This is a genomic window from Paenibacillus antri (assembly GCF_005765165.1).
Classification (GTDB): Bacteria; Bacillota; Bacilli; order Paenibacillales; family YIM-B00363; genus Paenibacillus_AE; species Paenibacillus_AE antri.
This window is the reverse complement of the sequence record NZ_VCIW01000024.1, coordinates 37,597-50,770: the sequence shown is the minus strand read 5'-3', so window position 1 is coordinate 50,770 and position 13,174 is coordinate 37,597. Positions and strand designations below refer to the sequence as shown.

Annotated in this window: 12 protein-coding genes; all 12 read left to right on the top strand. The window is 57.2% G+C overall.

Annotated features, from left to right (window positions below):
• Positions 1-23 precede the first annotated feature (23 nt).
• The gene (locus FE782_RS27040; RefSeq protein ID WP_238392676.1) at positions 24-980 is read left to right on the top strand and encodes an ABC transporter permease; all 957 of its coding nucleotides are present in this window, start codon (positions 24-26) and stop codon (positions 978-980) included.
• Between the two features lie 46 nt (positions 981-1,026).
• Positions 1,027-1,896 (top strand): carbohydrate ABC transporter permease, encoded by an 870-nt coding sequence (locus tag FE782_RS27035; protein ID WP_138197481.1) that lies wholly within the window; start codon positions 1,027-1,029, stop codon positions 1,894-1,896.
• Positions 1,897-1,992: 96 nt separating this feature from the next.
• On the top strand, positions 1,993-3,495 hold the full coding sequence (locus FE782_RS27030; RefSeq protein WP_158299571.1) for an extracellular solute-binding protein: 1,503 nt from the start codon (positions 1,993-1,995) through the stop codon (positions 3,493-3,495).
• A gap of 81 nt (positions 3,496-3,576) precedes the next feature.
• Positions 3,577-4,332 (top strand): response regulator transcription factor, encoded by a 756-nt coding sequence (locus FE782_RS27025; protein WP_138197479.1) that lies wholly within the window; start codon positions 3,577-3,579, stop codon positions 4,330-4,332.
• The gene (locus FE782_RS27020; RefSeq protein ID WP_138197478.1) at positions 4,323-6,119 is read left to right on the top strand and encodes a sensor histidine kinase; all 1,797 of its coding nucleotides are present in this window, start codon (positions 4,323-4,325) and stop codon (positions 6,117-6,119) included. Before FE782_RS27025 ends, FE782_RS27020 begins: the two co-directional genes overlap by 10 nt.
• A gap of 34 nt (positions 6,120-6,153) precedes the next feature.
• Positions 6,154-6,999, top strand: coding sequence for a phytanoyl-CoA dioxygenase family protein (locus tag FE782_RS27015; RefSeq protein ID WP_158299570.1), 846 nt, complete (start codon positions 6,154-6,156; stop codon positions 6,997-6,999).
• A 46-nt stretch (positions 7,000-7,045) separates the two neighbouring features.
• The gene (locus FE782_RS27010; RefSeq protein ID WP_138197476.1) at positions 7,046-7,405 is read left to right on the top strand and encodes a Lin0512 family protein; all 360 of its coding nucleotides are present in this window, start codon (positions 7,046-7,048) and stop codon (positions 7,403-7,405) included.
• A 136-nt stretch (positions 7,406-7,541) separates the two neighbouring features.
• Positions 7,542-8,255: a GntR family transcriptional regulator gene (locus tag FE782_RS27005; protein ID WP_138197475.1), complete on the top strand. Its 714-nt coding sequence runs from the start codon at positions 7,542-7,544 to the stop codon at positions 8,253-8,255.
• A complete protein-coding gene (gene uxuA / locus FE782_RS27000) occupies positions 8,252-9,346 on the top strand; it encodes a mannonate dehydratase (protein WP_138197474.1) in 1,095 nt (364 codons plus the stop codon). Before FE782_RS27005 ends, uxuA begins: the two co-directional genes overlap by 4 nt.
• Positions 9,330-10,178 (top strand): SDR family oxidoreductase, encoded by an 849-nt coding sequence (locus FE782_RS26995; protein WP_138197473.1) that lies wholly within the window; start codon positions 9,330-9,332, stop codon positions 10,176-10,178. The genes uxuA and FE782_RS26995 overlap by 17 nt, the downstream gene beginning before the upstream one ends.
• A 79-nt stretch (positions 10,179-10,257) precedes the next feature.
• Entirely contained in the window at positions 10,258-11,007 is a 750-nt protein-coding gene (locus FE782_RS26990) for a Nif3-like dinuclear metal center hexameric protein (protein ID WP_138197472.1), read from the top strand.
• A 28-nt stretch (positions 11,008-11,035) separates the two neighbouring features.
• A complete protein-coding gene (locus FE782_RS26985; RefSeq protein ID WP_138197471.1) occupies positions 11,036-13,096 on the top strand; it encodes an alpha-glucuronidase family glycosyl hydrolase in 2,061 nt (686 codons plus the stop codon).
• The last annotated feature ends 78 nt before the right edge of the window (positions 13,097-13,174 follow it).

Here is a 13,174-nt window from a genome sequence, read left to right as displayed (position 1 = left end):
TACAGGAGACGGGAGGTTTCGGGTTGAACCATAAAGACGCTTCCATGGGACCCGGGAAGGGGACGGCGAGCGGGTGGAGGAAAGCAGGGAAAGAAATGTGGGCGGATTATCAGCTGTATATCATGCTTCTCCCTGCGTTGGCGGTATTGATTATCTTTAAGTATGTACCGATTTATGGAGCGTTGATTGCCTTTAAGGACTATAACCTGCTCGACGGCGTCATGGGAAGCAAGTGGGTGGGACTCAAGCATTTCCAAGATTTATTCCAGTCCGAAAAGTTTTACAGCGTGTTTATCAATACGCTGCTTATCAATTTGTATAAACTCGTGTTTCAATTTCCGATTCCGATTATTTTGGCGTTAATGATCAACGAAGTCAGGAACGTCATGTTTAAGCGATTCAGCCAGAGCGTAACGTATTTGCCTCATTTTCTTTCTTGGGTTGTTGTAAGCGCTATCTTCGCGAATCTGTTGTCGCCGACGGACGGAATCGTCAATACGGTGCTGGGATTTTTCGGAATCGATCCGATCATGTTTATGAGCGACGAACGCTTCTTCCGATCGGTCCTCGTCATGTCCTCCGCGTTCCGGGAGAGCGGCTGGAGTTCGATCATCTACTTGGCTGCGATTATGGCCGTCGATCCGCAGCTCTACGAAGCGGCCAGGATGGACGGGGCGAGCAAGTTCAGACAAATTTGGCATATTACGCTGCCCGGAATCCGCAGCGTCATCGTGTTCGTGATCATGCTGCGGCTTGGAGCGGCATTAGCCAACGATCTCGAACAGGTGCTTATGTTTTACAGTCCGATGGTTTACAGCGTGGGGGATGTGTTAGGAACCTATGTTTATCGAATCGGGCTCGGGCAGATGAAATACAGCTTCAGTACGGCGGTGAATTTGTTCCAGTCGGTCATCGGTCTGATCTTGGTCGTGATCGCGAACGCGGTCAGCAAGAAGTTCGGGGAACGCGGCCTGTGGTAACGCGATCGTACGTCGTGAACAGTTTCATAAAGGAGCGGTTGCGCGAATGCACTTAAAATCTAGGGGCGAAACCGTGTTCGAGGGGATCAACTCCATTCTTCTTTGCGGGGTCATCGTCATCTGCTTGCTGCCGTTGATCAATATCGCGGCGAAGTCGCTCAGCAGCGAGTCTTACGTGCTGGCGGGGGAAATTTTTCTGTGGCCGAAGGGGTTTAGTCTGAACGCCTACGATATCGTGCTGGGGAGCAGGAGATTCTGGGATTCCTTCGGCAATACGCTGTTTATTACGATCTTCGGTACGCTGATCAACACGATGCTGACCATCTTCGCCGGGTACGCATTGTCTCGGAAGCGATTAAGAGGTCAGCAGTTGTTTATGTTTCTTTTCATCTTCGCGATGTTGTTCAACGGCGGCATTATTCCGACCTATCTCGTCGTGAAGGGAATAGGGCTTCTGAATACGCTATGGGCGCTCGTGATTCCCGGTCTGGTCGCCCCGTTCCAAATGATCATCATGAGACTATATTTCTACAACATTCCGGACAGCATGGAAGAGTCGGCCAAGATCGACGGCGCGTCGAATTTCCGGATTTTGTTTCGGATCATGATCCCGCTCTCGATGCCGTCGATCGCCACGATCTCCTTGTTTTATGCCGTGGAATATTGGAACAGCTACTTCGATGCGTTGATCTACTTGACGAATCACGAGTTGTTCACGCTTCAGATCTACTTGCGCGAAATCATTATTAACGCGTCGAGCGTCGACATCAATAATATGGAGCTCATGATGAATACCGCGCAGGAATCGGTTCGAGGCGCCACGGTCGTAGCCGTAACGCTGCCGATTTTACTGGTGTACCCTTTCCTTCAGAAGCATTTCGTTAAGGGCGTTATGCTCGGCGCCGTGAAGCAGTAGACGATGCCATGGCGGGATGACGAATGTCGCGGCGGGAGCCGAAGATATTCTGATTTCATAGATTCGCTTTTCGATAAAAAAAGGGAGGTAAGAGTAATGAATCGGACAAGGGCGATGAGGCGGAAGACGGTTTGGATCGCTGCGCTGGGATTGGTTGTCGTTGCCGGGTGCGGCGGCGGAGGCGGCGCATCGGACGAAGGGGCGAGTTCTTCCGGCGACGCGAGCGCGAAGACGTTGAAGGTATATGTGCCGTCCAACGTCGAGGAGTTCCCGGCGGGAACGGATTTGAACGCCAACGAAATCGTAGATTATATCGAGCGACAGACCGGGTTCGATATCGAATGGGAGATGCAGCCGAAGGAGGGCGTGGACCAGAAGATCAACATTATGATGGCGTCCGGCGAAACTCCGGATTTGATTATCACGGGAAGCAAGGATATTTACTCCAATTTGGCGCAGCAAGGTCTGTTGGCCCCGTTGGACGACGCTTTGAAGGAACACGGACCTAGAATCCTCGACACCGTACCCGAGGAGACGTGGAAGGCTGTGATGTATAACGACGGCATCTACGCGATCGCGGTCCCTCAAAATCAGGCGGCCACGAACGGCATGCTCGTAAGAACGGATATTTTGGAGGAGCTCGGCATCGCGATCCCGAAGACGTTGGACGAGTACGGCGCCGCGCTTCGAACCATTAAGGAAAAGAAACCGGAGATGATCCCGTTGCTGGGGGGAGCGGCGGAAGGGAACGGCAACGCCTTCGGTTACATTCAAAGCTTCGCGGGAGCCTTCGGTTTGGGAGCGAAATACGTCGTGGAAGGCGATCGAGTCGTTCATACGTATACGCAGCCCTATGCCAGAGATTTCTTGGCCTATATGCGCGAGCTGTATGCGGAAGGCATTCTGGATCGCGAATACCCGGTAAATAAGAACACGAATATTCAAGAAAAGATGGTAAGCGGGCAAGCGGTCATGACGACGATCGGTTGGGCCGACGCCAAGGGCGTAGTGGAGGCTTATCTTGAAAAAAATCCAGGCTCCAAATTGGAATGGATCCATCCGCCGGTAGGACCGAACGGGCAATTCGGATATCAAAAGAACACCCCGGTTCGGGTGTATATGCTCGTCCCGCGCGCAAGCCAAAAGGTGAACGAGGTCGTTCAATTCATTAACAATTATATGGCTGACGACGTGATGGATGTGGTTTCGTACGGTTGGGAAGGCACCCACTACAACTTGGACGGCGATATCGTGGTCGCTACGGAAGAGGCCGAGAAGATACGCTATCGGATCTACTATCAGCTCTGGGATACGGAGAAAAACTTCTTGAACCGCGTAGAGTTGAAGGGCTTCGGCCCGTACTACAATCCGCTAACGGAGTACACGACCTATACGGAAATTACGAATTTCGCTCCGCCGATCCCCGAGGTCGTCGAACATTCGCAAAGCCTCACCGATTTGACGAACGAATATTATATTAAAATCATTTCGGGAGCGCTTCCGATGGAAGCCTTCGACGAGTATGTCGACAAGTGGAACGGCACGGGCGGGGAGACGTCGCTTCAGGCGATCAACGATTGGTACGCCTCGTTTCGATAGTGGACGCTAGCGGCAATGGTATAATTAGACTCGTAAACGCCGGATGCACCCTTCTTCGGAGCATGTTAGGAGGAACGAGTCATGTTATCCATGATTATCGTAGACGATGAGGATATTATTCGCGAGGGACTGAGGACGTATATCGACTGGGCGGGGATGGGAATTCGGATCGTCGGGGAAGCGAATAACGGCCGGACGGCGCTTCGGAAGGTCCAAGAGCTCAAACCGGAAATTCTGCTGACCGACGTCGTGATGCCGGGGATGGACGGTCTGGAGCTCATCCGGCTCGTCCGGGAACAGTCGCTTCAGGTACAAATCGTAGTTCTCAGCGCGTTCGAAAACTTCCAATTCATTAAATCCGCCTTGAAATTCGATGCGGTCGATTACCTCGTGAAGCCGTTCAATCAGACGGAGCTTACGCAAGTGATGGATAAGGTCGCCGCTCAAATCGAACGGGACCGGATGATCGCGGAATACGTGCCGGATCGGAGCTTCGCCGCGGACGGGGGAAGCCGCGATCGCCGCATCTCGCAGACGATCGTCAAGCTGATCGAACGGCGTTACGCGGAGAAGCTGTCGATCCAAGATATCGCGAACGAGATCTGCCTTTCGATCAACCATATGACAAGCGTCTTTAAGAAGGAAACCGGAGAGACGGTCGTCGATTATTTGACGAAGGTGCGGATGAAACATGCGAAGCGAATGCTCCGGGATCCTTCCGTCAAAATTTACGAGATCGCGGACGGCACAGGCTACGCGGACGCCAATTATTTCGCGAAAGTGTTTAAGAAATACACGGGGCTTAGCCCGAAGGAATACCGGGACCGATGGGTATGAACAAAGGCCGCATCGGGCTGCGTACGAAGTTAATGTGCTCTTATTTGGCGCTGATCGTTCTGGCAACGGCTCTTATCGGCTACTTCTCTTATTTGAACGCCACTAGAATCGTCGAGGAACAGATCGGCGAGACGTATAAGCAAGCGTTGCGGCAGGCGGCTATCAATATTACGTACCGATTGGAAGAAATCGAGAACGTGTCGGAGCAGATTTTGATGAATCCGCAGCTCCAGGCCATTCTGAAGCGGGAGCGATCCGGGTACGGGGATACGCCGACGGTCGAGATGCTTGCCGACTTCCGGGTTCTGATGGACATCATCCGGAACTTGGAGAACAACCGGAATCTCTTTCGTATCCGCTTATACGTCTCCGGCGACTCCCTATATTCCAACGAGCAGAATAACATCTTCCGCATGGAGGATCTGGACCCCGAGTGGAAGCGGCAAGTATCGGAGAGCGGCGGCAGGCTGCTGTGGAGAAGCACGTACGAGCAGGAATATTTGCCGTGGAACCGGTACAAGGTCGTATCGCTGTACCGCAATGTCATCGATTGGAGCGATCTCAATTCGGCGCTGGCCGTCGTCGCCATCGATATGAAGGAAGAGGTGTTCAACGACGTATTCGAGCAGGTCAATTTCTCTGAAAACGGCGCCTTGTTCGTCTATAACGACGACAAGAGAATTACGTCCGTCACGTCCTCCGCCGGTGCAGTTTTCGATGAAAGCGATGTCATGAGGGAAATCCGACAAGCCGAACGGTCGGCGGATATGCCGATCGTTCGGTACAAGGGCACGGATTACTTCACGATCTTTCAACAGGTGGAATATGCCGGCTGGGAAATCGCGGCCTTGGTTCCCGTGCATGAGATTCGGGCGAAAAGCTATGTTATCGGCGAATATACGGGGTACGTCGGAATCTTGGTCGTGCTGCTCGCGACGGTGCCGGCCGTCCTCTTATCGAATCGGTTGACGCAAGGGCTCCGGACGCTCGTTCATCACATGCAGGAGTTTAAAAAGGGGAATTACGGCGGTCCGATTCGAGTTACCGGGAACGACGAGATCTCCGGGCTGCAAGCGCAATACAACAGCATGATATTGCGTATCAGCGAGCTGGTGGATACCGTCTACGAGATGGGCCTCCGGAAACAGGCCGCCGAGCTCGCGGCGCTCGAATCGCAAATCAAACCCCATTTTCTGTACAACACGCTGGATACGATGAAGTGGATGGCGGTGAAAATCAAAGCCGAACCGATCGTGACGCTCGTAGATTCGTTATCCAAGTTTTTCCGATTGGGCCTGAATCGAGGGCAAGAGCTGACGTCGGTCGCCAAGGAGCTCCAACACGTGCAGGCGTTCATGAACATTCAGGACATTCGGTATGCGGGGAAGCTGCGATGTTACTTCGAGGTCGACAGCGGGCTGCTGAGCTGCCGCATGACGAAGTTGATCCTGCAGCCCATTGTGGAAAATGCGGTGCTGCACGGCATCCAACAGAAAGAGGATGCCTCCGGAACGATTCGCATTCGGATCTTCCCCGATCGGGATCACCTCGTGTTCGATGTGATCGACGACGGCGTGGGCATCTCCCGCGCGCAGGCGGACCGTCTGCTGCAGGACGACCGCGGCCGAGGCTACGGGTTAAGGAACGTGAACCAACGAATCCGCTTGTATTACGGCGAAAGCTACGGTCTGGAATGCCACAGCAAACCGGCCGCAGGCACGGTCATTCGCATCCGTCTTCCGAAAGCCCCGTACGAACGGGATGGAAGGGAAAGTCTGTATCAATAGAAGATTATATTCGATTTCCATGGGAGGTACGGGCATGGTCCGAAATCTTACTTATGAACAGCTGCAATCCTACAACGATACGGGGTATTTGGTGCTGCGCAATGTGTTTACGGAGGAAGAGGTTCGCTTATGGCGCGCGGAATGCGATCGTCTGTTGAGCTTGAAGGAGTACGTGGATCCGCTCAATCTGCGGGTGGCGTACCGCAAGGCGCAGAACGGGGAGCGAATGATCGAGAAATTCGACCCGCTGCTCGACGTATCTCCGGTGTTCGGCCACTTGTTTCAGGACGAACGAATTTTAACGCCGCTTCGCGACATCTATCTCGACGAGCCGCTTCTGTTCAAGGATAAACTCATCTTTAAGCTGCCTGGCAATACCGGGTACACAATGCACCAAGACGCGGCTTTCTGGCATGGTTTTCCTTACGAGGGTCTCATCTCCGTTATGGTGGCGATCGACGGGGCGACGAAGGAGAACGGAGCGCTGGAGCTGTTTCCCGGCTATCACGATAAGTTCCGTCAGAAGGAGACGCTGCGGAATTTCGATGAGGAGGAGATCGCGCAAATCGACGCATCGAAAGGAGTCATCTACGATACGAACCCCGGCGATATGATTCTGTTCTCGTCGTTGACGCCGCATCAGAGCGGAACGAATACGACCCAATCCAGCAGAAGGCAGCTGTTCCTTACGTATTCGCCGTCGAAGAACGGCCGATTGTATAAGGCCCACTATCAGCATTACGTCCGTTACGTGACGAGGGGCAGGATCCGTCGGTCGCGAACGCGAGATATTTCAAATAAGAATTCCTGGAGTCGAGGGCGCAGGGCGGCCCTCGCCTCTTTTTCCTTGCCTAGGTGCTTCGCATCAAGCTTGTTATAATAGGATCGATCGGTTCATACCTTGGCGAACGGGAGCGAAGAAAAATATGGAACAAGTGATGTTTATTCAAGTCGGCATGGGCATCGATCTTCACGGACAGGACGTCACCAAAGCGGCCGTCCGCGCCGTACATAACGCGATCCACCACAATTCGATGCCCGGCATCGTAAGCGTCTTGCCCGGCGGGGAGCTCGGGAAGATGAAGGTACACGTCAAGCTGGCGGTGCCCGCGGATAAAGAGAAGCTGGATCTTCAGGCGGTCCGAGACGAACTTCCCTACGGAGAGGTGACGATCGAGCTGCTGGACGGAGGTATGTTGACGACGAGCGGCATCGTGCTGCCCGACAAAGACGATAAAAACGACCTCCTCTACGCGGTCATCGCATCCGTCGAGGTGGGGTACTGATTCGTTTATCTCCTTAGGCTATCGCGAACCTGCATTCGGCTTTTGGCCGGGCGCAGGTTTTGTTTGTATTACTTGTATACAAGTGCACAATGCCGATGATATACTGTGCTCAGATCCGAAAAACGGAGGTGTATGCATGCTCGACCTCGAGCTGAGCAAGCCGGACCCGCGGCAGTCGGCCCGCGACTATGTGTACGACATGCTGCGAGACAACATCATCCGCCTGAAGCTGAAGCCGGGACAGCCCCTCTCGGAAAACGAGCTCGCGGCCAAGCTGCAAATCAGCCGTACCCCGATTCGAGAAGCGCTTGCGCGGCTTTCCCAGGAGCAGCTGCTCGAGGTGCTTCCGCAGCGCGGCACTTACGTTTCCCTGATCGACTTGGACCAGGTGGAGGAGGCTCGCTTCGTACGGGAGCAGCTCGAGCCCGCCGTCGCGAGAGCGGCCTGCGAACGGTTCGCGCCCGATCATCTCGTACAGCTGGAAATGAACGTCATCCTCTTCGAGAAATACGTAGAAGAGAAAAATTTCGCCAAGCTGTTCGGGCTGGATATCCAGTTCCACGAGTCGTTATTCGCAGGCGGCGGCAAGGAGCGGACGTGGAAAATCGTGAACGCGATGAACGCCCATCTGAGCCGGATTCGCATGTTGAGTCTCGCCTCCGAATTTAACTGGACGACGATCGTCGCGCAGCATCGAGCGATCGTCGAGGCCATCTCCGCCAAAGATCCCGACAGGGCGGAGCGCGTCATGAGGGATCATGTCACGTTGATCGTTCAGGACCAAGAGGCGTTGGTACGCAAATTCGAGGGCTTCTTCAAGCCTCGGGGACAAGGCGGGATGACGGTATGAAAATGGTGTTTCGTTGGTTCGGCGAAGGCAACGACCAAGTGCCGTTGGCGTTTATTCGGCAAATTCCCGGCGTGGAAGGGATCGTCTGGGCGCTGCACGAGGTGCCGGCCGGGGAGGAATGGCCGATGGAGAAGATCGAAGCGGTTCGCCGTCAAGCGGATGCGCATGGCTTCCATATCGACGTCGTGGAGAGCGTCAACGTCCATGAGTCGATTAAGCTCGGTCTGCCGTCGCGGGATCGGTACATAGAAAACTATAAGCGGACGATCGAGAAGCTGGGCCGCGTCGGCGTCAAGGTGATTTGCTACAACTTCATGCCCGTCTTCGACTGGATCCGGACCGAGTTGTACCGGGAGCTGGAGGACGGCTCCACGGCGCTGTTCTACGAGAAGAGTTTGCTTCAAAACATGGATCCGCTGGAGTTGGTGCGGAAAATCGCGGACAATCCGAAATTCACGATTCCCGGCTGGGAGCCGCAGCGGTTGGAAGCGCTGTCGGAGCTGTTCCACGCGTATCGGGACGTCACCGAAGAGCAGCTGTGGAGCAACTTGCAGTATTTCTTGGAGGAGATCGTTCCGGTCGCCGAGGGGAGCGGGATTCGCATGGCGATTCATCCGGACGACCCGCCTTGGTCCGTCTTCGGACTGCCCCGCATCGTGACCGGCCGGGACAATATACGGAGACTTCTGAAGCTGGTGGACCGTCCGGCGAACGGGGTCACCCTATGCAGCGGGTCGCTCGGCGCCAATCCGGCGAACGACATCCCGGCGATGATTCGCGAGTTCGCGGATCGCATTCCGTTCGCCCATATTCGGAACGTGCGCGTCTACGAGAACGGCGATTTCATCGAGACGTCGCATCGGACGGCCGACGGGACGGTCGATATCGCCGGCATCGTGCAGGCGTACCATGATGTCGGCTTCGCGGGGTATGCGAGACCGGATCACGGCAGGCATCTATGGGGCGAGGAATGCCGCCCGGGATACGGGCTGTACGACCGCGCCATGGGCATTATGTATCTCTGGGGTCTATGGGACGCTCTGGAACGCCGGAAGAGAGGGAGGCTGCACCGCAATGCTGCAAATCAATGAACGCTTGAAGGGCAAGGTCGCGGTCGTTACCGGAGGCAGCGGCGTATTATGCGGCGCAATGGCCGTCGAACTGGGCCGGCAAGGCGCGAAGGTGGCCATTCTGAACCGCAAGGCGGAGAACGGCGCCGCCGTCGCGGAGCGCATCCGAGCCGCGGGCGGGGAGGCGTCGTCGATCGCCTGCGACGTGTTGGATGCGTCCAGCGTAGCCGCGGCGGAGGAAGAAGTGTTTCGGACGCTCGGGCCGTGCGATATTTTGATTAACGGGGCCGGCGGCAACCATCCGGACGGAACGACGACGAAGGAGACGCTGAAGCTCGAGGATTTGGGCCGGGCGGGGGTGCGCAGCTTTTTCGATCTGAGTCCGGAGGGATTCAGCTTCGTGTTCAACTTAAATATCCTCGGCACTCTGATCGCTACGCAGACGTTCGCGAGACGGATGCTCGGACGCGAAGGCTGTACAGTGATCAATATGTCTTCCATGAGCGCCCCGAGTCCGATGACCAAGGTGCCCGCCTACAGCGCGGCGAAAGCGGGAATCGACAACTTCACCCAGTGGCTGGCCGTTCATATGGCGGACGTCGGCATACGGGTGAACGCGATCGCGCCCGGTTTTTTCTTGACGGAGCAAAACCGGAATCTGCTCACCGAGCCCGACGGCGGCTTGACCGAGCGGGCGCATAAGATCATTGCGCATACGCCGATGAAGCGCTTCGGCAAGCCGGAAGATTTGCTCGGCGTCCTCCTCTGGCTGATCGATCCGGAACAGTCGGGCTTCGTGACCGGCGTGACGATCCCGATCGACGGCGGCTTTATGGCCTATTCCGGCGTGTAGGGAGGCGGCTGCTATAACCCGAACCGTAACGGCAAGGCAGTTCATCGAGCAGTATTTGCAGCCGGAGACGCAGCCGCCGATGGGGACGCCTTCCGGAGCGACGGTCGACGGCTTCGTCGCGGGGGCGCCGGATACGATCGTAACGGGGGTCGTCATTACGTTCCTGGCTTCTCAAGCCGTGCTGGAACGAGCAGCCGTCCTCGGCTCCAATCTGGTCATTACGCACGAAGGGATCGATTACAGCCATCATTCCAACGCGTCTTGGTTACGCGACGAGGATCCCGTATGGTCGGCGAAGCAGGCCTTCATCGCCGATGCGGGGATCGTCGTGTACCGGTACCATGACGGCATCCATCGTCGTCGGCCGGACGAGATCACGGCGGGTCTCGTCGAGGCGCTCGGATGGGAATCCTCCGTCGAAGACATCCGACCGGAAGCCAGCATCGTTCGGCTCCCGCCCATCAAGCTTCGGACGCTTGCGGGGATTCTAAAGGAAAAGCTCGGACTTCCCTACGTACGCGTCGCGGGCGACCTGGCAGCCTCTTGCGAGCGGATCGGCGTTACGGTCGGATATCGGGGGGGCGGCGCGGTAGCGATCCCCCTGCTTCGCGAGGTCGACGTCGTCATCGCCGGCGAAGGGCCCGAATGGGAGACGCCGGAGTACGTAAGAGACGCGATGCACCGAGGCAGGAAGAAGGCGTTCCTCCTGATCGGCCACGCGGCGAGCGAAGAGCCGGGCATGCGGCGGCTGACGGCGCGGCTGCAAGCGGATTGTCCCGACGTGCCGGTTCGCTTCGTCTCCGGACCGCAGACGTTACAACTGTTGTAAAACTTAGGTTCCTGGGAGGACGATCTGAATGCAAGACCTAACGTATGAGGAAGGTTATGCTTGCTGGCTCCGGTATCATGCGGTCGAAGACGAACCGCTCCGGCAGTCGTATTTGCGCGCTTGCGCCTCCATCGCGATGCCGGGCGCTTCGACGGTCTTGGACGCCGCGCGGCGAGAATTGAGCGACGGGCTGCGCGCGATGCTCGGGACGGCGCCGGCGCCGGCATCCGCCGAAGACGCTTCGATCGTGGCGGGGGTGTTTGGAAGCGATCCGCGGCTCGGTGCAAAGAGCCTGACGGGGGCGGAGGGCGTCCGGCTCGACGAAGACGGCTTCGTCATCCGGCGTTCGATCGACGGTCCGATCGTGCTGGCCGCGAACACGGAAAGAGGCGTGTTATACGCGGCGTTCCGCTTCCTGAAGCTGCTCCAGACCGGAGCGTCGATCGAGCGCTTGGATGTGACCGACAGCCCCGCGAACCGGCTCCGGATGATCAACCATTGGGACAATATGGACGGAAGCATCGAGCGCGGCTACGCGGGCCGCTCGATCTTCTTCCGGGACGGCCGGTTCGTCGAACACTTGTCCCGCATCCGGGATTATGCGCGGCTGCTCGCGTCCGTGGGTCTCAACGCCGTCTCGATCAATAACGTCAACGTCCACGCCGCGGAGACGCGATTGATCGCGGAAGACCTCCTTCCGGACGTGGCGCGCGTCGCGGACGTCTTCCGCGCGTACGGCGTCCGCCTGTTCCTGAGCGTCAACTATGCCGCGCCCATCGAGCTCGGGGGCCTTGCGACCGCGGATCCGCTCGATCCGGAGGTCGCGGAGTGGTGGGCGGAGCGAGCCGAGACGATCTACCGGTACGTTCCGGATTTCGGCGGCTTCGTGGTCAAGGCGGATTCGGAGTTCCGTCCTGGACCGTTCACCTACGGCAGGAATCATGCGGACGGAGCGAACATGCTGGCCGACGCGCTCGCCCCTCATGGCGGGATCGTCGTCTGGCGCTGCTTCGTCTATAACTGCCTGCAGGATTGGCGCGACCGAAAGACGGACCGGGCCCGCGCCGCCTACGATCACTTCAAGCCGTTGGACGGTCGGTTCCGGGACAACGTCGCGCTGCAGATCAAGAACGGGCCGATGGATTTCCAAGTCCGCGAGCCGGTATCGCCGCTCCTCGGCGGCATGACGAACACGAACCAGCTGATGGAGCTGCAAATTACGCAGGAGTATACCGGACAGCAGCGCCATTTGTGTTACCTCGTCCCGCAATGGAAGGAAGCGCTCGACTTCGACACGTACGCTCGGGGCGAGGGCTCCCTCGCGAGCGAGGCGGCGAGCGGAGCGCTGTTCGACCGCTTGATCGGCGGGCTGGCCGCGGTGTCCAATATCGGGGACGACCCGAATTGGACCGGGCATCCGCTGGCGCAAGCGAACTTCTACGGCTTCGGCAGACTGGCCTGGGATCCCCGCGCCGCGGCGGACGACATCGCGCGCGAATGGATCCGCATGACGTTCGGCGGCGATCCGCAGGTCATACGGGTCGTCTCGGACATGCTGCTCCAGTCCTGGGACATCTACGAATCCTATACGGCGCCGCTCGGCGTCGGATGGATGGTCAATCCGAACCATCATTACGGTCCGAACGTGGACGGGTACGAATACGCGAAGTGGGGAACGTATCATTTCGCGGATCGTCAGGGGATCGGCGTGGATCGCACGGTCGCTTCGGGCACGGGGTATACGAGCCAGTATCATTCGCCGCGATCCGATCGGTACGAATCGTTGTCGGCGTGTCCCGACGAGCTGCTCTTATTTTTCCACCATGTACCGTATACGCATCTGCTTGCGTCGGGCAAGTCGGTCATTCAGCATATTTACGATTCGCATTTCGAAGGGGCGGACCGCGCCGCCGAGCTGCTCGCGCGGTGGGATTCGCTGCAAGGCGCCGTCCCGGAAGCGACGTTCCGGGAGGCGCGCGAGCGGTTCGTTCACCAGGCCGAGCACGCCAAGGAATGGCGGGATCAGATCAACACGTACTTCTACAGGAAGTCGGGGATTCCGGACGCGCACGGTCGGACGATATATTGATTCATTTCGAGTGGAAGGCCCGTGCCGGGATGGCGCGGGCTTTCTTCGTTTTCCGCCGAAAGTCCGAAGCTTTGGGGT